Source organism: Streptomyces sp. NPDC007917 (genome assembly GCF_042959105.1).
Classification (GTDB): Bacteria; Actinomycetota; Actinomycetes; order Streptomycetales; family Streptomycetaceae; genus Streptomyces.
The window spans coordinates 461,428-480,878 of sequence record NZ_JBIBKK010000005.1; the positions used below are offsets into that span (position 1 = coordinate 461,428).

At 70.6% G+C, this 19,451-nt stretch carries 16 protein-coding genes; 7 read left to right on the plus strand and 9 right to left on the minus strand.

The genetic code is table 11. The features are described from left to right. Nucleotides 1-5: 5 nt before the first annotated feature. Nucleotides 6-1,229, minus strand: a complete 1,224-nt coding sequence (locus ACFZDL_RS12475) for an aromatic acid exporter family protein (protein WP_353593013.1) — start codon at nucleotides 1,227-1,229, stop codon at nucleotides 6-8. Nucleotides 1,230-1,330: 101 nt separating this feature from the next. On the opposite strand from ACFZDL_RS12475, the gene ACFZDL_RS12480 reads away from it, so the two are divergent. Then, on the plus strand, nucleotides 1,331-1,801 hold the full coding sequence (locus ACFZDL_RS12480) for a type II toxin-antitoxin system PemK/MazF family toxin (protein ID WP_353593014.1): 471 nt from the start codon (nucleotides 1,331-1,333) through the stop codon (nucleotides 1,799-1,801). A 29-nt stretch (nucleotides 1,802-1,830) separates the two neighbouring features. Here ACFZDL_RS12480 and ACFZDL_RS12485 read toward each other — a convergent pair whose 3' ends face one another. Beyond that, on the minus strand, nucleotides 1,831-2,373 hold the full coding sequence (locus ACFZDL_RS12485; RefSeq protein ID WP_353593015.1) for a DUF1697 domain-containing protein: 543 nt from the start codon (nucleotides 2,371-2,373) through the stop codon (nucleotides 1,831-1,833). Nucleotides 2,374-2,551: 178 nt separating this feature from the next. Between ACFZDL_RS12485 and ACFZDL_RS12490 the strand changes: the two genes are divergently transcribed. Further along, nucleotides 2,552-3,199, plus strand: coding sequence for a uridine kinase (locus ACFZDL_RS12490; protein WP_353593016.1), 648 nt, complete (start codon nucleotides 2,552-2,554; stop codon nucleotides 3,197-3,199). 90 nt (nucleotides 3,200-3,289) lie between these two features. Here ACFZDL_RS12490 and ACFZDL_RS12495 read toward each other — a convergent pair whose 3' ends face one another. The 4 genes from ACFZDL_RS12495 to ACFZDL_RS12510 form a co-directional block, all read right to left on the minus strand. Continuing rightward, nucleotides 3,290-3,949: a DUF4360 domain-containing protein gene (locus ACFZDL_RS12495; protein ID WP_353593017.1), complete on the minus strand. Its 660-nt coding sequence runs from the start codon at nucleotides 3,947-3,949 to the stop codon at nucleotides 3,290-3,292. A gap of 82 nt (nucleotides 3,950-4,031) precedes the next feature. Then, nucleotides 4,032-4,679, minus strand: coding sequence for a DUF4360 domain-containing protein (locus ACFZDL_RS12500; protein ID WP_353593018.1), 648 nt, complete (start codon nucleotides 4,677-4,679; stop codon nucleotides 4,032-4,034). Nucleotides 4,680-5,042: 363 nt separating this feature from the next. Next, on the minus strand, nucleotides 5,043-5,663 hold the full coding sequence (locus ACFZDL_RS12505) for a methylated-DNA--[protein]-cysteine S-methyltransferase (protein WP_353593019.1): 621 nt from the start codon (nucleotides 5,661-5,663) through the stop codon (nucleotides 5,043-5,045). 99 nt (nucleotides 5,664-5,762) lie between these two features. After that, nucleotides 5,763-6,686: a glycerophosphodiester phosphodiesterase family protein gene (locus ACFZDL_RS12510; RefSeq protein WP_353593020.1), complete on the minus strand. Its 924-nt coding sequence runs from the start codon at nucleotides 6,684-6,686 to the stop codon at nucleotides 5,763-5,765. A gap of 286 nt (nucleotides 6,687-6,972) precedes the next feature. Here ACFZDL_RS12510 and uvrB point away from each other — a divergent pair, with 286 nt between their 5' ends. The 4 genes from uvrB (at nucleotide 6,973) to ACFZDL_RS12530 (ending at nucleotide 13,214) form a co-directional block, all read left to right on the plus strand. Continuing rightward, nucleotides 6,973-9,111, plus strand: coding sequence for an excinuclease ABC subunit UvrB (uvrB, locus tag ACFZDL_RS12515; RefSeq protein ID WP_353593021.1), 2,139 nt, complete (start codon nucleotides 6,973-6,975; stop codon nucleotides 9,109-9,111). Between the two features lie 164 nt (nucleotides 9,112-9,275). Continuing rightward, entirely contained in the window at nucleotides 9,276-9,854 is a 579-nt protein-coding gene (locus ACFZDL_RS12520; RefSeq protein ID WP_353593022.1) for a TerD family protein, read from the plus strand. A gap of 133 nt (nucleotides 9,855-9,987) precedes the next feature. Then, nucleotides 9,988-11,931, plus strand: coding sequence for a TerD family protein (locus tag ACFZDL_RS12525; protein WP_353593023.1), 1,944 nt, complete (start codon nucleotides 9,988-9,990; stop codon nucleotides 11,929-11,931). A gap of 263 nt (nucleotides 11,932-12,194) precedes the next feature. Continuing rightward, nucleotides 12,195-13,214: a TerC family protein gene (locus tag ACFZDL_RS12530; RefSeq protein ID WP_353593070.1), complete on the plus strand. Its 1,020-nt coding sequence runs from the start codon at nucleotides 12,195-12,197 to the stop codon at nucleotides 13,212-13,214. 112 nt (nucleotides 13,215-13,326) lie between these two features. On the opposite strand, the gene ACFZDL_RS12535 is transcribed toward ACFZDL_RS12530, so the two are convergent. The 3 genes from ACFZDL_RS12535 to ACFZDL_RS12545 all read right to left on the minus strand — a co-directional run bounded on the left by ACFZDL_RS12535 (nucleotide 13,327) and on the right by ACFZDL_RS12545 (nucleotide 16,186). Further along, nucleotides 13,327-14,628 carry an MFS transporter gene (locus ACFZDL_RS12535; RefSeq protein ID WP_353593071.1) on the minus strand — a complete coding sequence of 434 codons (1,302 nt, stop codon included), beginning with the start codon at nucleotides 14,626-14,628 and terminating at the stop codon, nucleotides 13,327-13,329. A gap of 171 nt (nucleotides 14,629-14,799) precedes the next feature. After that, nucleotides 14,800-15,456 carry an MBL fold metallo-hydrolase gene (locus tag ACFZDL_RS12540; RefSeq protein ID WP_353593024.1) on the minus strand — a complete coding sequence of 219 codons (657 nt, stop codon included), beginning with the start codon at nucleotides 15,454-15,456 and terminating at the stop codon, nucleotides 14,800-14,802. Between the two features lie 4 nt (nucleotides 15,457-15,460). Continuing rightward, nucleotides 15,461-16,186: a maleylpyruvate isomerase family mycothiol-dependent enzyme gene (locus tag ACFZDL_RS12545; RefSeq protein ID WP_353593025.1), complete on the minus strand. Its 726-nt coding sequence runs from the start codon at nucleotides 16,184-16,186 to the stop codon at nucleotides 15,461-15,463. Between the two features lie 229 nt (nucleotides 16,187-16,415). Here ACFZDL_RS12545 and uvrA point away from each other — a divergent pair, with 229 nt between their 5' ends. Continuing rightward, a complete protein-coding gene (uvrA, locus tag ACFZDL_RS12550) occupies nucleotides 16,416-19,406 on the plus strand; it encodes an excinuclease ABC subunit UvrA (protein WP_353593026.1) in 2,991 nt (996 codons plus the stop codon). Nucleotides 19,407-19,451 lie beyond the last annotated feature (45 nt).

The window sequence follows — 19,451 nt, forward strand, 5'->3', positions numbered from 1 at the left end:
CGCGGTCAGGCCGCGCCGCGGTCCTCCGCGCGGTCCCCGCGGATCCAGCGCTGGATCTTGCGCAGGAAGGGGTAGCGCTCGCGCTGCTCGCGGGCGCTGCGGTCGAGCTCTTCCATCAGGCGCATGGAGCGCTGTTCCATGTCCAGTTCGTCGAGGATCCGGTCGATCTCGGCGAGCAGGGCCCCGTGGAGCTGCCACTGGCGCGGGTGCTGCTGGACGCGCTGGAGGAGCGCGTCGGCGGCGGTGTCGCGGCTCGTGTGGGCCTTGGCCAGCTCGTTGGCCAGCCGCGACTCGGCCTCCTCGGCGTTGGCGCTGACCTGGGTGGTGACCAGGACCGCGAAGCTCTCGACGGCCGAGGCGAGGTGGACGAAGAGGTCTTCCAGGGCGGCCGCCACATCGGGCGGGAAGAGGGGCTCGTCCCTTCGCTTCTTGGCGAGATCGGTGAGGGTGCGCGCCAGGACGCGCAGCACGACCATGGAGATCTCCAGGGTGTCCAGGCCGGTGCGCAGCACGACGCGGTAGAGCAGCCCTTCCTTGACGCGGGGGTTGAGCCGCACGCTGTCCTCCGCCTGCCGCAGGGCGGCGTCCACCTGCGCGATGTCCTGGTCGAGGCGGCGGGCCTCGTGGAGCCGGGCGGCGGCGCGTTCGACGGGGGTATGGCCGCCCAGCTCCTCGCCGATGTGCAGCAGCAGCCGGCGCATGCGGCGGGCCAGGTCCACGATGGACTCGCCGGCGGTCTCGACCCACACCGGCGGGGCGAGAAGGAGGTTGAAGGCCAGCCCCACCCCGGCGCCGATCAGCGTCTCGAGCACCCGGTCCCAGGCCGTGTTCGCGACCCGGGTCACGCCGAGGACCAGCATGGCGCTGATCGCCACCTCGGCGACGAACTCGCTGACCCGTACGAAATGGCCGACGGTCAGCGCCACCAGGATGATCAGTCCGAGGCTCCACCAGGTCAGCCCCACCAGCGCGCTGAACCCGATCGCGATGATCACGCCGACGACCACGGAGTTCACCCGGCGGACGCCGGTCGTGATGGTGGCGTAGAGCGTGACCTGCACCACCAGCAGGGCGGTGAGCGGGGCGGTGAGTGGGGCCGGTTCGCTGCTCAGCTTGAGGGCGACGACGTAAGCGATGGTCGCGGCGGCCGTCGAACGCAGCGTCTGTACGACGACCGGGTCCTTCCGCCGCTTGACGAGGTCTGCCACCGGGTCGAGAACATCTGGCACGTTCTGCCCCTTCCCGCATCAGAGGTCACAAAGGCATCACTACGTCGGCTTGCCACCTGAGCGGACCCTCACACGCCACGCGAAACCACGAACGGGCTAACGTGTGGGCCGTGATCACGCCATTCAACGAGCACGGCGACGCCGCCCCGCTGCCGGGCAGCACGGGCCCCACAGCCACGGTGGAGGCGCATCCGCGCCAGGTCGGCCGGGTGCGCACGCAGTACGCGCCGGACCCGGACGGGGACCCGGACCCGGGGGAGATCGTCTGGACCTGGGTGCCGTACGAGGAGAGGGACGGCCGCGGGAAGGACCGGCCGGTGCTCGTCGTCGCCCGTGAGCGCGGCGGGACCCTGCTGGCCGTACAGCTGTCGAGCCAGCGGCACGACGGCGACCGCGAATGGGTGGCCATCGGGGCCGGGCCGTGGGACCGGGCCGGGCGGGACTCATGGGTGGACCTGGACCGGGTGCTGCGGGTGCACCCGGAGGGCATGCGCCGCGAGGCCTGCGCCCTGGACCGGCCCCGCTTCGACCGGGTCGTGGCCCGGCTGAGGCAGCGGTACGGCTGGAGCTGAGGGGCGCGCGGGCCCACGGGCGGGGAGGGTCAGGCGCCGGCCAGCGCCAGCAGCTTGGTGACCGTGTTCCAGTTGCGGGCCGTCATCGTGACGCCGAGCGGCGCCCGCGTGACCTTCTCCGCCAGCTTGGAGCGGCCGACGCCGCCCGGGGCGCGCAGATAGATCTCCCGGCCGGCCAGGCGGAACTCGTCCGGGGCGTACGAGGGCAGGTCCAGGGCCTCCAGCGGGCCCGGGTCGGCCGGGGCGGCCGACAGGAACACCACGTGCAGCGTCTTGGGCTCGGCCGCGGCCTCGGGGTAGGGGTTGGCCTCGGCGACGGCGGCGAGCTCGTCGCGGGTCCGGATGACCACCGGCACCGTCAGCCCGAGGTCGGCGGTGATGCGGTCGGCGATCGTGCGGGCCGTCTCCTCGGGCGGGGTACCGGGGTCGGCGAAGACGATGTTGCCGGTCTGCAGGTGGACGGTGACGTCCTTGAAGCCCAGGTCCCGCATCAGCTCGCGCTGCCGCGCCATCGGGAACTTGTTGTGGCCGCTGACATTGATGCCGCGCAACAGCGCGATCTGGGACGACATGGCGGGGACTCCTCCGGATGGGATGAGCGGATCCTACGCTCGCGTCCCGTCCGGCGGTGCGGGCCATCGCGGCGAGGGGCCGCTCGCCCGCAGTGGACCCCACCGCGGACCCGCAGCGGACCCCACCGCGGACCCACCGCGGGGCAAGTGCCCCACCCCGTACCTGCATGATGGGGCTGTGCGGCTCGAAGCGATCTCCTGGGAACGGCTGACCGGCGCGCTCGCCGACCGCGTCGCGGATCTGACGGCAGCGGACGGCAGCCCCTGGCTGAGGGTGGCGGTCGACGGGGCCCCGGGGGCGGGTACCGGGGAGCTGGCGCACGGGCTGGCCGAGGCGCTGCGGGTGCGGGGGCGGCCGGCGCTGGTGGTCTCGGCGGGCGGCTTTCTGCGCGCGGCGTCGCTGCGCTACGAGTACGGGCGGCGGGACGCCGACGCGTACTACGACATGTGGCTGGACACGGGCGCCCTGTGGCGTGAGGTCTTCGACCCGCTGGAGCCCGCGCCGCGCGGCACGGGGCGGGTGCTGCCCGACCTGTGGGACCCGGTGACCGACCGGGCCACCCGCTCCCCGTATGTCGAACTGCCACCGGGCGGGGTGCTGCTGCTCCACGGCGCGCTGCTGCTGGGGCGCTGGTTCCCGTTCGACCTGTCGGTGCATCTGCGGCTGTCCCCGGCCGCCCTCGCCCGCCGCACGGACGCGGACGAACAGTGGACGCTGCCCGCCTTCGCGCGGTACGAGGAGGAGGTGCGGCCCGTGGAGACGGCGGATGTGGTGGTCCGCGCGGACGACCCGCGCCATCCGGCCTGGAGCGGACCGGGCGCCTGAGCCCCCGCGCACCGCGGCGACGCCGTGCGCCACGCCCCTGCGGGGGACGGGGCGCACGGCGCCAGGAGTGCGGGGTCCGGCGGGGGGTGGCTACGCCGGGCACTCCTTCCACGCGAAGTGGTACGTGGTGCTCACGCTGCCGTCAGTCGAGTCCATGGTCATGAAACTCGTCGTGTTGGTCGTGTCCGAGGTGCCGGCGTTGACCCGCAGCTCGGTGTTGATGTTGAAGTTCCGCAGCGCACCGCAGGGGGCCCATTCGACGGTGGCGATGTCGGAGACGTCGGTCGCCTGCCAGTTGTCGTCGTACGGACCGTTGAAATTATGGGAGAGGGCGGCGGTCTGTGACGACCCCTGGAAGTAGTACGAGGCCTTCTCGACGCTGGACGCGCCCTTCTCCAGGTGAGCGTAGCCGCGGTAGTCGACGCTGGCGATGGCGTACGTGAAGCCCTGCGGCACATGGACGACCAGGTTGAGCTGGCAGTTCTTCCTGAAGTCGGTCGGCTTGGCGCCCTTGCCCACTTGGGCGAGATAGTCGCTGTAGGTGACGGTGAACGCCGTGTTGTCGGGCGATACGGCCACGGCCGCGCTTCCCGCGGGACAGCCGGAACCGTTGACCGTCGCCACCGTGATCACGATTTTGTCGGGCGGCACGGTTTCGAACGGCGATTGTGCGGACGCGGGCTGGGAGGAGGCGAGTGCCGTGGCGAGGAAAGCCGTGGCCACGCCGCCGGCGAACATTGCACGGGGCATGATTCTCCATTCGATCGTCTGTGGACGACGACGGAAAGCCGGGCAGGCTCCGACGCCGCCCTGGCTGGTGGAGTTTCGCGCCTTACCGGACGGAAGGACATTCCTTCCAGGCGATGTGGTAAATGGTGTTCGAACTGCCGTCGGTCGAGTCCATGGCCATGAAGCTGGTGCTGCCCGACGCCGAGGTACCCGCGTTCACCCGCAGCTCGGTGTTGATGTTGAAGTTGCGGTCCACGCCGCACGGCGCCCAGACCAGGGCGCTGTAATCGGTGGAGTCGCGGGTCTGCCAGTTGTCGCTGTACGGACCGCTGAAGTCATGGGTCCGCGATGTGGTGTCCGCCGAACCCTGGAAGTAATAACTCGCTTTCTCGGTGCCTTTCGCGCCCTTCTCCAGATGCGCGTAGCCGCGGTAGTCGACGCTGGCGATGGCGTACGTGAAGCCCTGCGGTACGTGAACTCCCAGGTTGAGCTGGCAGTTCTTACGGATGTCGGTCGGGTCGGCGCCCGCGCCCACCTGGGCGAGATAGTCGCTGTAGGTCACCGTGAAGGCCGTGTTGTCGCTGGAGACGGCGACAGCGGCGGTCCCTTTGGGACAGCCCGATCCGTTCACGGTGTTGACGCTGACCTGGATCTTCTCGTTCGGCACATCGGAGACCGACGCGCCCTGCGGGGAAATGCCCGATGCGAATAACGCCGCGATCGCGCCGCCGGCGAGCAGGCCAAAAGACATGGTTCTCCTATCGAACGTCGAGCAAGCGGTGGCCGAAGCCGTGGGGACGTGTGGTGCCAGGGGTGTGGCGCATGCCGACGCGCGCTTTCGGCGCGATTTCGTCGGATGTTTGGATGTCCGGATGTCCGGCAGTAGCTGCGGGCATATGCGGTCGTCCGCGGCTCTTCACGGTATTTCCGGGAAGGCCTTAACCGTTGTGGGGGAAAGCGGTTCAGCCTTCAAGAAGGGCTCTCAGTGCCATGCGCGTGGTCAGTGCGCATTGGGAGCGATCCAAAGATAGGAGCGAAACGTGTCCACGACAAGACAGGTGGAGTTTTCCGGAACAAGATATTTGGCAGGCGGCATCCAGGCTCGGAGCCGAGGTCAGAAGAGCGGCTGCGGAAGGATCCCTTCCAGGGCCAGCAGCGTGCGCTTGGTCTCCAGGCCGCCGCCGAAGCCCCCTATGCCGCCGCCGCTTTCGACGACGCGATGGCAGGGCACCACGACCGGCAGCGGATTGCTGCCCATGGCCATCCCCACCGCCCGCGCGGCGCCCGGCTCGCCGACGCGCTCGGCGAGCTCCCCGTAGCCGACGACCGTGCCGTACGGGACGTGGTCGGCAAGCTCGCGCAGGACGCGGCGGTTGAAACCGGCGGTGAGGGACCAGTCCAGGGGGACGGTGAACTCGCGCAGCGCACCGGAGAAGTAGCTCTCCAGCTGGCGCACGGCCGAGCCGAGGTGGCCGAGACGGTCCGGCACGGCCCCGGCCCCCAAGGCCGCACGAAGGGCGGGGGCGGAGGCCGGGCCGGGCTCCGGGGCCGTGCCGAGCCGGCCGGTGAGCCGGGAGACGGCCTCGCCCGCCGTCGTGTCGTCGGCATGGAAGACGACCTGAGCCAGACCCTGATCCGTCGTCGCGAGCAGCAACGGGCCGATGGGGGAGCCGAGCACGCTCCAGCACCATGCTCGGGTCTCGCGCGCCTGCGTCGGTCCTTCTGAGATCGTCACAGTGTCAGCGTAGGCGGCGGGACCGACAACGCCTCCCGCGCATGAGCCGCAGACCCGCGGGGCCGGGAGCCCCGCCCCCGCGAATCCGGGCGAGGGGCGTTACGCCGCCGGGGCGCCCGGCACCTCGTAGCCCGCGTCCTCCAGCGCGTCCCGCACCACATCCGGGTTGTTGGTGATGACCCCGTCCACGCCCATGTGCGCGACGTCGACCGCCGTCTGCGCGTCGTTCACCGTCCAGGCGTAGACCTCGAACGGCCGGCCGTGGGCGCCGTCCACCTCGTGCACCGCCGCGACGTACTCGGCGTCGATGGTCTTGTAGCTCGGATTGATCTGGTCGGCGAATTCCGCGTACGTCTCCAGGTCGCCGACCGCGGGCGTACCGAGGAAGCCGGTCTTCACGTCCGGCCGCAGATCGTGGACCTGCTTCACGGCGTCCGCGCCGAAGCTCTGGACGATCAGCTTGTGCTGGACATGGCGGCGGTCCAGCCAGCCCTCTCTGCGCAGCTCGCGCAGCGTCTGGCGCTCGATGTCCGGATACAGCTCGGGGGCCTTGAGCTCCAGGAGCAGCTTCTGGTGGTTGTGTTCCACCCGATCGAGGTAATCCTCGAGGGTCGGCACCCCCTCTCCCGCGAACTCAGGGCTGAACCAGCTGCCCGCGTCCAGCTGCTGGATCTCGTCGAGGGTGAAGTCCGAGATCTTCCAGGGGGCGCGGTCCGGAAAGACCTCCTCGACGTCCGTGGTCCGGTTCAGCGTGGTGTCGTGCATGACGATCAGCTCGCCGTCCTTGGTGCGCTGGACGTCGTTCTCCACCCAGGTGATGCCGAGGTCGTCGGCCGCGTCGACGGCCGCGAGCGTGTTCTCCGGGGCGTAGGCGGAGGCGCCCCGGTGGGCGACGGTGACGGTGTGGCGCGACTGCTCGTCGGTCTGATCGGCCTGGTCGGCCCGGGCGGCCGCCGGTGAGAGGAAGAGCGCGGACATACCGATGAGCGCGCCGGTGAGAGCGGCGGCGGGGCGGGTGCGCATACGGACTCCTCGCGTCGTCTTGCTCGCGTGACTCGCGGACGGGCAGAGGGTCCCAGTCGTGCCGTCCCGGAGGGTAGGTCGCGGATGGACAGAATGAGATCGGGGATGGGTAGGCTGAAAATCGAACAAGCTGGATGAAAGTCGTACAGGCCGGGTGGAAGTCGGATGAACCGAGTGAAGCACGGCCTCGCCGGGCGGCCCGGCGTGGCGCGAGCGGGGGTCACTCTCCCCGGCCCCGGGTTCGGCCGGTCGGCCGTTGTCAGTGGCGGGTCGTACGGTGGGTGTCATGCGGCCCGTATCTCACATCGAACGCAAGGTGGCGCCCTTCGAGGTCGTCAGCCCGTATCAGCCAAGCGGCGACCAGCCGACGGCGATCGCCGACCTGGAGCGACGCATCCGCGCTGGTGAGAGTGATGTTGTGCTGCTCGGCGCGACCGGCACCGGAAAGTCGGCGACCACCGCGTGGATGATCGAGAAGCTTCAGCGGCCGACGCTCGTCATGGCGCCCAACAAAACCCTCGCCGCCCAGCTCGCCAACGAGTTCCGCGAGCTCCTGCCGAACAACGCGGTCGAGTACTTTGTGTCGTACTACGACTACTACCAGCCAGAGGCGTATGTCCCGCAGTCGGACACCTACATCGAGAAGGACTCCTCGATCAACGAGGAGGTCGAGCGGCTGCGCCACTCCGCGACGAACTCGCTGCTCACCCGGCGTGACGTGGTCGTGGTGGCATCCGTCTCGTGCATCTACGGCCTGGGCACCCCGCAGGAGTACGTGGACCGCATGGTGCCGCTGAAGGTCGGCCAGGAGATCGACCGCGATCAGATGCTGCGCCGCTTCGTCGACATCCAGTACACGCGCAACGACATGGCGTTCACCCGGGGCACCTTCCGGGTCCGCGGCGACACCATCGAGATCTTCCCGGTCTACGAGGAGCTCGCCGTCCGGATCGAGATGTTCGGTGACGAGATCGAGGCGCTGTCCACGCTCCACCCCCTCACCGGCGAGGTCATCAGCGACGACCAGGAGCTGTATGTGTTCCCGGCCTCCCACTACGTGGCGGGACCCGAGCGCATGGAGAAGGCCATCGCCGGGATCGAGGCCGAGCTCGAGCAGACCCTGGCCCGGCTGGAGAAGCAGGGCAAGCTGCTGGAGGCCCAGCGGCTGCGGATGCGGACGACCTACGACATCGAGATGATGCGCCAGATCGGCACCTGCTCCGGCATCGAGAACTACTCCCTGCACATCGACGGCCGCGAGACCGGCTCCCCGCCGCACACCCTGCTGGACTACTTCCCGGAGGACTTCCTCCTGGTCATCGACGAGTCCCATGTCACCGTCCCGCAGATCGGCGCGATGTACGAGGGCGACGCCTCCCGTAAGCGCACGCTGATCGAGCACGGCTTCCGGCTGCCGTCCGCGCTCGACAACCGCCCGCTGAAGTGGGAGGAGTTCCTGGAGCGCACCGGCCAGACCGTCTATCTCTCCGCGACCCCCGGGCCGTACGAGCTCTCGCGCGGCGACGGCTTCGTGGAGCAGATCATCCGCCCGACCGGCCTGGTCGACCCCGAGGTCGTCGTCAAGCCCACCGAGGGGCAGATCGACGACCTGATCCACGAGATCCGCACGCGCACGGAGAAGGACGAGCGCGTCCTGGTCACCACCCTCACCAAGAAGATGGCCGAGGACCTCACCGACTACATGCTGGAGCTGGGCATCCAGGTCCGCTATCTGCACAGCGATGTGGACACCCTGCGCCGCGTGGAGCTGCTGCGCGAGCTGCGAGCGGGCGAATACGACGTCCTGGTCGGCATCAACCTGCTGCGCGAGGGCCTGGACCTGCCGGAGGTCTCGCTGGTCGCGATCCTCGACGCCGACAAGGAGGGGTTCCTGCGCTCCGGCACCTCGCTGATCCAGACCATCGGCCGCGCCGCTCGTAACGTCTCCGGCCAGGTGCACATGTACGCCGACAAGATCACCCCGGCGATGGAGAAGGCCATCGACGAGACCAACCGGCGCCGGGAGAAGCAGATCGCCTTCAACAAGGCCAACGGGATCGACCCCCAGCCGCTCCGCAAGAAGATCGGCGACATCGTGGCGACCATCGCCCGCGAGGAGATCGACACCAAGGAGCTGCTGGGCACGGGCTACCGCAAGGCCGACGGCAAGGGCGCGGCCAAGGCCCCGGTGCCCGCTCTCGCGGGGCAGAGGGCGGGAAGCGCGGGCAAGGGGGCCAAGGGTGCCAAGGACGGGCAGCTGACGGACCGTCCGGCCGCCGAACTCGCCGAGCTGATCGAGGAGATGACCGACCGGATGCGGGCCGCGGCGGCCGAGCTCCAGTTCGAGGTCGCGGCGCGGCTGCGGGACGAGGTGGGGGAGTTGAAGAAGGAGCTGCGCCAGATGAGGGAGGCAGGGCTGTCCTGACCCCTGAGACGTGCCGCGTCCGGTCCGTGCCGCCCGGTGTGTTGCAAGACCGACACAAAAGCCGGTGGGGGCGGTTGGAGGGCTTGTCCCAGTGCATAGGGTTCAAGCAGGCCGTGCGGACCGGGCGGCCGCGGGGAATCGAGAAACGAGAGTAGGGACAGCGCGTGACGGTCAACATGTCCAAGGGACAGGCCATCAGTCTGCAGAAGGCCGACGGGGGCACCCTGACCGCGGTGCGGATGGGACTTGGCTGGCAGGCGGCTCCTCGCCGCGGGCTGTTCGGTTCCCGTACCCGGGAGATCGACCTCGACGCCTCGGCTGTCCTGTTCGCCGACAAGCAGCCGGTGGACGTCGTCTTCTTCCGCCACCTGGTCAGTGACGACGGCTCGGTGCGCCACACGGGCGACAACCTGGTGGGCGGCGCCGGCCAGGGTGGCGACGACGAGGCCATCCTGGTCGACCTGCAGCGGGTGCCGGTGCACATCGATCAGATCATCTTCACGGTGAACTCCTTCACCGGCCAGACCTTCGCCGAGGTGCAGAACGCGTTCTGCCGGCTGGTGGACGAGACCAACGGTCAGGAGCTGGCCCGCTACACCCTCACCGGCGGCGGGCAGTACACCGCGCAGATCATGGCCAAGGTGCAGCGCGCCGGATCGGGCTGGCAGATGAAGGCCGTCGGCGAGCCGGCCAACGGCCGCACCTTCCAGGACCTGATGCCGCACCTCCTGCCGCACCTGTGAGCAGCTGAATCCGTCGGCCCGGTAGGCGCATCCGCCCACCGGGCCGATGTGCTCCCGGCACCATGAGCACCGATCGCACACAAGCACTCATCGCACATCTCAATACGGCGAAACACAACGAGGGGACGCAGCCATGACGGCCGAGCTGGTCCGGGGGCAGAACCACCCACTGCCCCAGACCCGTTTGGAGATCCGGGTCTCGGCGGGCCATCCGATCGTGGCCGGGGTGACCCTCGGCGACGAGCAGGGCACAGTACGGGGGACCGAGTGGGTCGCCCATCCCGCCGCGCCGCAGCTCCCGGGCATCGATGTGCCCAGGCAGGCCGCGGCGGACCACCGGCTGGCCGTGGACCTCGGCGCCATGCCCGAGGCCGTCCACCGGGTCAGTGTGCTGCTGGCCCTGCCGACGGGCGTCGGCGGCCCCACCCGCTTCGGCGCCATGCCCGCGCCGTTCGTCGCCGCCACCGGTCTGGACGGCACCGAGGTCGCCAGCTACACCATCACCGACCTGGACTCGGAGTCCGCGGTGGTCGCCCTGGAGCTGTACCGCAGGCAGGGCGCCTGGAAGGTGCGCGCCGTCGGCCAGGGGTACGCGGGCGGGCTCGCCGCGATGCTGCGGGACCAGGGGTTGCCGGAGGCCGTCGAACTCGCCGCGCGGATCAATGACGCGGTCGCCCAGGGGATGGCCCGCTCGGTCGCCCAGCCGCCGCCCCGTCCGGAGGGCGAGGGCCGGGTGCGCACGGCCACGGCCGGCGGCAGCGGCCCGATGGGCGAGCCCGCCACCGCGCCGCAGCAGGCCCCCGCGGGCACCGCCGGCGGGAGCGCGCCCGGTGCGGGCGGACCCGGCTCGGGCGGGCCGGTCAACTACCAGCACCCCGGCCGCCGTACCTCCGCGCCGCCCACGCCCCCTCCCGCAGCCCCGCCCGCCCAGCCCGGACAGCCCGCCCAGCCCGTCGCGGGCGACGCCTCCGGCTGGACCATGGATGAGCGGCTCTACAACCAGGTCTGGGGCATGTTCGAGGACCTGGCCCGGACGACCGCGGCCTACCGCAGCGCCGTCGACTTCGCCGACTCCCGGATGGAGAAGGAGCTGGACGGAGTCCTCTCCGACCCGCGCACCCGCTTCGGCCCGGTCGCCGACTCGGCCCGCGCGGAGGCCCGCGCCAAGCACACCGCCCTGGTGGAGCAGGCCCGCGCGGCCCTCGACCGGGACCTGGCCCAGCTCGCCGCCGAGGCCGAGGTGGTCGAGCCCGCGCTGCCCCCGGCGTTCGCGCACTGGGACAGCCCGGTCTGGCAGGGCTATCAGGTGCCCATGGAGATCCCCATGGCGCTGCGCCTGGGGGACCTGCACCTCCCGGAGCGCCCGGATCTGCGCATCCCGATGCTGGTGCGGCTGCCGCTGGAGCGCGGGCTGTGGATCGACAGCGGGCGGGACAGCCTGTCCGACGCGGCGATGGTGGACTCCGGCGAGCTGCGCCGGCTGGCCGCGGACACGGCGGTGGCGCATGCCGCGCGGCTGCTGGCGGTCTATCCGGCGGGCGAGTTCACGGTGCATGTGATCGACCCGGCGGGGTCGGCCGCCGGGTCCCTCGCCCCGCTGCTGCGCTCCGGTGTGCTGCGCGAGCCGCCCGCCTCGGGCGCCCAGGGGGTGAGCGCGATGCTCGCCGGGCTGACGCGCCGGGTCGACCTGGTGCAGATGGCCGTGCGCAGCGGCGCCACGGACGCGCTGCCGCCGGACCTGGACATCGCCGAACAGCTGCTGATCGTCAATGACTTCCCGCACGGCTTCGACGACCGCGCCGTCACCCAGCTGCGCTATCTGGCGGACGAGGGCCCCTCGGTGGGCGTGCACCTGATGATGGTGGCCGACCGGCAGGACGCCCAGGCCTACGGCCCGGTGCTGGACCCGCTGTGGCGCTCGCTGCTCAGGGTCACCCCGGTCCCGGACGACCACCTGGCCGACCCCTGGGTGGGCCACGCCTGGACGTACGAGCCGTCGCTGGTGCCGGCCGGCAGCCAGGTGGTGGAGCAGGTGCTGGCGCAGGTGGTCAGGGCCCGGCAATCGTATGGACGGTGACTGCTGATCCTCGGTCATTACTCGGTAAAGGACCACTGACCAGCGTATTTACCCATCTCTTTACTCTTCCTTGGTGATTCCTGTACTCTTCTTTGTGCGGAGGGGAGTACTCCTGTCGCGGCGTTCCCGTCAGTACGGATCGCGTCCGGCGCCTGTTCGGGCCGGATGCGAACCCGGGGCGTCGGCCCGTGGTGCGAGCCCGGGCGGAAGAGACCTCCGGCAGCGACGACGCTGAACTTGCCGTACGAATGCCGGAGGAACCGTTGGACGTCTCCTGGTCCCTGTGGGTGCTGACCATCGTCGGTCTGTGCGCCCTTATCGCCGTCGACTTCTTCATCGGCGGCCGCAAACCACACGAGGTCTCGCTCAAGGAAGCGGGGATCTGGACCGCGGTCTGGATCGCCCTCGCCGGGCTGTTCGGGCTCGGGCTGCTCGTCTTCGCGGGCGGTCAGCCCTCGGGCGAGTTCTTCGCCGGGTTCATCACCGAGAAGTCGCTGAGCGTCGACAACCTCTTCGTCTTTGTGCTGATCATGGCGAAGTTCGCGGTGCCGACGATCTACCAGCAGCGGGTGCTGATGGTGGGCGTGCTCATAGCGCTGGTGCTGCGGGCGGTCTTCATCGGCGCGGGCGCCGCGATCATCTCGAACTTCTCCTGGGTCTTCTACCTCTTCGGCGCGTTCCTCATCTGGACCGCCTGGAAGCTGATCCAGGAGGCGCGGGCCGACGAGGAGGAAGAGGAGTTCGAGGAGAACCGCCTGCTGAAGGCGGTCGAGAAGCGCTTCCCGTCCACCGACACGTACCACGGCACCAAGCTGTTCATCGTGGAGAACGGCAAGCGCCTGATGACCCCGATGCTCATCGTCATGCTGGCCATCGGCACCACGGACGTCCTGTTCGCGCTCGACTCCATACCCGCGATCTTCGGCCTCACCCAGGACCCGTACATCGTCTTCACGGCCAACGCCTTCGCGCTGATGGGCCTGCGCCAGCTGTACTTCCTGATCGGCGGGCTGCTGAAGAAGCTGGTCCACCTCTCGTACGGGTTGTCGGTGATCCTCGGCTTCATCGGCGTGAAGCTGGTGCTCCACGCGCTGCACGAGTCCGGGGTGCACGTCCCCGAGATCAGCATCCCGGTCTCGCTCGGGGTCATCTGCTCGGTGCTCGCCATCACCACGGTCACCAGCCTCTACGCCTCGAAGAAGCAGGCCGAGCGGGAGCGGGCGGCCGGGGAGCGGACCGAGGAGGCCGCCGCCGAGCGGGACAGCGTCGACGCCCGGCCCTGACGACGGCGACGGCGGCAGTGCTGACGTACCACCCCGACCAGGGAGCCGGCGGCCGCACCCGCCGGCTCCCGCCCCGGACTCGCCCCGGGCCGCCCTGACCCCGGAGCGGGCTCTAGACCGCCGCCTCCCCGGCCTCCATCGGCCGCGGGAGGGGGCGGTCCGTGCCGTCCGCCGGAAGGGTCTCCGGCAGCAGCGCGAAGCAGCCCAGGCTGAGCAGCGCGATACCGGTCAGATACGCGGCGACGCCCCACGGCGGACCGTCGCCGCGCGACAGGGCGGTCGCCGCCAGCGGGGTGAGCCCGCCGCCGAGCACGCCCCCGAGGTTGTAGCCGAGGGCCGCGCCCGTGCAGCGCACCCGCGGCTCGTACAGCTCGGGCAGATAGGCCGCCGTGACGGCGAGCATCGCGACAAAGGCCAGCAGCGCGCCCAGGAAGCCGAGGAACATCAGCGGGGCCCGCCCGGTGCCGAGCAGCGCCACCATCGGGAACGTCCACAGCACCGTGCCGACGCAGCCCACCAGGCACATGGTCCGCCGCCCGAAGCGGTCGCCGAGATGCGCGGCCAGGGGCGTCACCGCGCCCTTGACCGCCACCGCCGCCATGACACAGCCGAGCATGACCGTGCGGTCCACCCCCAGCCGCTCCGTCCCGTACGCCAGCGACCAGGTCGTCACGGTGTAGAAGACCGCGTAGCCCACCGAGAGGCCGCCCGCGGTGAGCAGCACCAGCCGCCAGTGGCCGCGCACCACCTCGGTGAGCGGCGCGGCGGCGCGCTCGTCCCGCTCGGCCAGCTCCCGGAACCGCGGGGACTCGGCGAGCTGGGCCCGCAGCAGCAGCCCGGCCGCCACCAGCACGGCCGCCGCCCAGAAGGGCACCCGCCAGCCCCAGGACCGGAAGGCGGCCTCGCCCAGTGTCGCCGACAGGGTCAGCATGACGCCGTTGGCGAGCAGGAATCCGACGGCCGGGCCGATCTGCGGAAAGCCCGCCCACAGCCCGCGCCGGCGCTCGGGCGCGTGCTCGGCGGTCAGCAGCACCGCGCCGCCCCACTCGCCGCCGAGCCCGAGGCCCTGCACGAAGCGCAGCGTCAGCAGCAGTACGGGGGCCGCGACGCCGATCGAGTCATACGTGGGCACAAAGCCGACCGCGACCGTCGCGACCCCGGTCAGCAGCAGTGAGAACACAAGGACCGGCCGTCTGCCGTACCGGTCGCCGAGGGGGCCGAAGAGCGCCGAGCCCAGGGGCCGGGAGAGAAAGCCGACGGCGAAGGTGCCGAAGGCGGCGAGGGTCCCGGCGAGCGGGGAGACGGTGGGGAAGAAGAGCGGGCCGAGGACGAGAGCGGCCGCGGTGCCGTAGACGAAGAAGTCGTAGAACTCGATGGCGGTGCCGGCCAGGGACGCGGCGGCGAGCCGGACCATGGACGGGGAGCGGTCGTCGTGCATGAAGCGCCAACCGCCGCCGTGCGCCCACGGTTACGGGGCGTGCGGCGCGTGTGAGGGCGCACGGCGCCAGGGCGCGGCTCGCGCCGCGCGCGCTGCTCTCACACCTCGCCGCACGCCCGTCATGGAGTGGGCCGGGAGGGGCCGCCGTCACCAGCCGCGCTGGCGCCACTCGCCCAGATGCGGGCGCTCCGTGCCCAGGGTGGTGTCGTCGCCGTGGCCGGGGTACACCCAGGTCTCGTCCGGCAGGGGGGCGAAGAGCTTGGCCTCGACGTCGTTGATGAGGCTCTCGAACGCCTTCGGGTCCTTCCAGGTGTTGCCGACCCCGCCGGGGAAGAGGCAGTCGCCGGTGAACACATGAGGGTGGCCGTGCGGGTCGTCGTAGATCAGGGCGATGGAGCCCGGGGTGTGGCCGACCAGGTGGCGGGCGGTGAGCTCGACCCGGCCGACGCGCAGCGTGTCCCCGTCCTCGACCAGGACGTCGGTGGGGACCGGGATGCCCTCGGCGTCGTAGCGGCCGGCGTAGGTGCGGGCACCGGTCGCCTCCACCACCTCGCGCAGCGCGCCCCAGTGGTCGGGGTGGCGGTGGGTGGTCACCACGGACGCGATACCGCTGCTCCCGATGAACGAGAGCAGGGTGTGCGGCTCGGCCGCGGCGTCGATGAGCAGCTGCTCGTCGGTGGCCCGGCAGCGCAGCAGATAGGCGTTGTTGCTCCCCGGACCGACCGCGACCTTCGAGATCATCAGATCGGTCAGTTCGTGCACATCCGCCGGCCCGCCGACCTTCACCGCTCCGCTGTACGTCATGGCCTCAGCCTAGCGGCGGAAGCGTCGGCAGGGGCGCTTCCGCACAGGACAGGTCCGCCCCGTCCGTGCGCCCGCTCAGCCACCCCAACAGGGCGGCGGGGGAGCCCTCGACGGTCAGCGGCGGCTCGTCCCCGCCCGCCCGGCCGGTGCGCCGGACCCGCCCGCCGTCGCCCGACACCAGCAGCAGCGGCGGGATGTCGGGGTGGCCCGCGAACCTCTCCCCGGCGAGGAAGTCGAGCTCCTGCTCGACGAACGCGGCGGGCAGGTCCGACAGCGTGTAGCCGACCCCGAGATCCACATGGTGCAGCTCGACCTCGGCCAGCCTGCGGAAGGGCAGCCGGCCGGCCTGCTCGACGACGCCGCGCCGCATGGTGACCTCGTACGGCCGGCGGTCCGCGGGCAGCGCCGCGGCCGCCGCGTGGAAGCGGAACGCGCTGGTGCGCAGATCGTCGACGTGGACGGGCAGCGGCCGGGACGCGGCTTCCTCGATCTCCCGGTCGCGCGCGTCCTCGCTCTCGTACATGGGGGTCGGCTCCCCGGTGCGCGCCCATGTGAGGAGATTCACCAGGGCGTCCGCGTTGCGCGCCAGATGCGCCAGTACGTGGCCCCGGGTCCAGCCGGGGAGCAGTGAGGGCTCGGTCACGGCCGTCTCGTCCAGCCGGGACACCGAAGCCATCAGCCGGTCGGTCGCGCCCCGCACCGCGGCGGCGTCCCGTGCGTAATCGGTCATGTCCCGACGGTAGTCCGCACCACACGTTCGGGTGAAGCTGTCGTCCTTGGTCAGCAAATCGAATGTGCGTGCTATAGGCTCGTGTGCTGCATCCTTAAAGACATCGCCGCAGCGCCCCCTACCCTGGGTCGGGGGGCTTCGCCTCGCTCCGGTTCTGCGTACCGGCAGAGCCCCCACGGAAGCGGGGCCCGCGGACCCCACACCTCTCTCAAGAAAGGTGCCGACCGGCGTGGCCGACCGTCTCATCGTCCGTGGCGCTCGCGAGCACAACCTCAAGAACGTCTCGCTCGACCTCCCTCGCGACTCCCTCATCGTCTTCACCGGGCTCTCCGGGTCGGGCAAGTCCTCCCTCGCGTTCGACACGATCTTCGCGGAGGGCCAGCGCCGTTACGTGGAGTCGCTCTCCTCGTACGCCCGCCAGTTCCTGGGGCAGATGGACAAGCCCGACGTGGACTTCATCGAGGGCCTGTCCCCGGCGGTGTCCATCGACCAGAAGTCCACCTCGCGCAACCCCCGCTCCACGGTCGGCACCATCACGGAGGTCTACGACTACCTCCGGCTGCTGTTTGCCAGGATCGGCAAGCCGCACTGCCCCGAGTGCGGCCGCCCGATCACCCGCCAGTCGCCGCAGGCGATCGTCGACAAGGTGCTGGAGCTGCCCGAGGGCAGCCGCTTCCAGGTGCTGTCCCCGCTGGTGCGCGAGCGCAAGGGGGAGTTCGTCGACCTCTTCGCCGACCTGCAGACCAAGGGCTACAGCCGGGCGCGGGTGGACGGCACGACCATCCAGCTGACCGATCCGCCGAAGCTGAAGAAGCAGGAGAAGCACACCATCGAGGTGGTCATCGACCGCCTGACGGTCAAGGGAAGCGCCAAGCGGCGGCTGACCGACTCCGTCGAGACCGCGCTCGGGCTCTCCGGCGGCATGGTGATCCTCGACTTCGTCGACCTCGACGAGGACGATCCGCAGCGCGAGCGGATGTTCTCCGAGCACCTCTACTGCCCGTACGACGACCTGTCCTTCGAGGAGCTGGAGCCGCGCTCCTTCTCCTTCAACTCGCCCTTCGGCGCCTGCCCGGAGTGCACCGGCATCGGCACCCGCATGGAGGTCGACCCCGAGCTGATCATCCCGGACGAGGAGAAGTCGCTCGACGAGGGCGCCATCCACCCCTGGTCCCACGGCCACACCAAGGACTACTTCGCCCGGCTGTACGGAGGACTCGCCGACGCGCTCGGCTTCCGTACGGACATCCCCTGGGCCGGGCTTCCGCAGCGCGCCAAGAAGGCGCTGCTCTACGGGCACAAGACGCAGATCGAGGTCCGCTACCGCAACCGCTACGGGCGGGAGCGCGCCTACGTCACGGCCTTCGAAGGGGCGGTGCCCTTCGTCCGCCGGCGGTACACGGAGGCGGAGAGCGACTCCAGCCGCGAGCGCTTCGAGGGCTATATGCGCGAGGTGCCCTGCCCCACCTGTGAGGGCACCCGGCTCAAGCCGCTCATCCTGGCGGTCACGGTGGAGGGCCGCTCCATCGCGGAGGTCTCCGCGATGTCGATCAGCGAGTGCGCCGAGTTCCTGCGCGACATGAAGCTGAGCGCCCGGGACAAGACCATCGCCGAGCGGGTGCTCAAGGAGGTCAACGAGCGGCTGCGGTTCCTGGTCGACGTCGGCCTGGACTATCTCTCGCTCAACCGCGCGGCGGGCACCCTGTCCGGCGGCGAGGCACAGCGCATCCGGCTGGCCACCCAGATCGGCTCTGGTCTGGTGGGCGTGTTGTACGTGCTGGACGAGCCGTCGATCGGGCTGCACCAGCGCGACAACCACCGGCTGATCGAGACGCTGGTGCGGCTGCGCGACCTGGGCAACACGCTGATCGTCGTCGAGCACGACGAGGACACCATCAAGACCTCGGACTGGGTGGTGGACATCGGCCCGGGCGCGGGCGAGCACGGCGGCAAGGTCGTCCACAGCGGGCCGCTCAAGGAGCTGCTGGCCAACGAGGACTCGATGACCGGGCAGTATCTGGCCGGGAAGAGGTCCATCGAGCTGCCGGGGATGCGCCGGCCCATGGACGCGGAGCGGCAGCTGACGGTCCACGGCGCCCGGGAGAACAACCTCAAGGACATCGATGTGTCCTTCCCGCTCGGTGTGCTCACCGCCGTCACCGGCGTCTCCGGATCGGGCAAGTCCACCCTGGTCAACGACATCCTGTACACCCACCTGGCGCGCGAGCTGAACGGGGCGCGGGCCGTCCCGGGCCGGCACACCCGGGTCGCCGGCGACGACCTCGTCGACAAGGTGGTCCACGTCGACCAGTCGCCCATCGGCCGCACCCCCCGCTCGAACCCGGCGACGTACACCGGCGTCTTCGACCATGTGCGCAAGCTGTTCGCGGAGACGATGGAGGCCAAGGTCCGCGGGTACCAGCCCGGGCGCTTCTCGTTCAACGTCAAGGGCGGCCGCTGCGAGAACTGCTCCGGCGACGGCACCATCAAGATCGAGATGAACTTCCTGCCGGATGTGTATGTGCCGTGCGAGGTCTGCCACGGCGCCCGCTACAACCGGGAGACCCTGGAGGTGCACTACAAGGGCAAGTCCATCGCCGAGGTGCTGGACATGCCCATCGAGGAGGCGCTCGACTTCTTCGAGGCGGTGCCGACGATCGCCCGCCATCTGCGCACGCTCAACGAGGTCGGGCTCGGCTATGTCCGGCTCGGGCAGCCCGCGCCGACCCTCTCCGGCGGTGAGGCGCAGCGCGTCAAGCTCGCGAGCGAGCTGCAGAAGCGGTCGACGGGGCGCACGGTCTACGTCCTGGACGAGCCCACGACCGGGCTGCACTTCGAGGACATCAGCAAGCTGATCAAGGTGTTGTCCGGACTGGTCGACAAGGGCAACACGGTGATCGTCATCGAGCACAACCTCGATGTGATCAAGACGGCCGACTGGGTCGTGGACATGGGCCCGGAGGGCGGCAGCGGCGGCGGTCTGGTCGTCGCCGAGGGCACCCCCGAGCAGGTGGCCTCGGTCCCGGCCAGCCACACCGGCAAGTTCCTCAGGGAGATGCTGGGGGACCGGGTGAGCGACGCGGTGGCGCCGGTCGGCCGGAAGACCGCGAAGAAGGCCCCCGCCAAGGCCCCGGCGAAGAAGACGGCGGCCAAGAAGGCCGCCGTCAAGAAGGTGGCGGCCAAGGCGACGGTTCCCGGACGGCGCGCGGCGGCGAAGTAGCGCCCTTCGGCGTGCCGCGCCCCAGGGCGCGGCACGCTCCGGCGC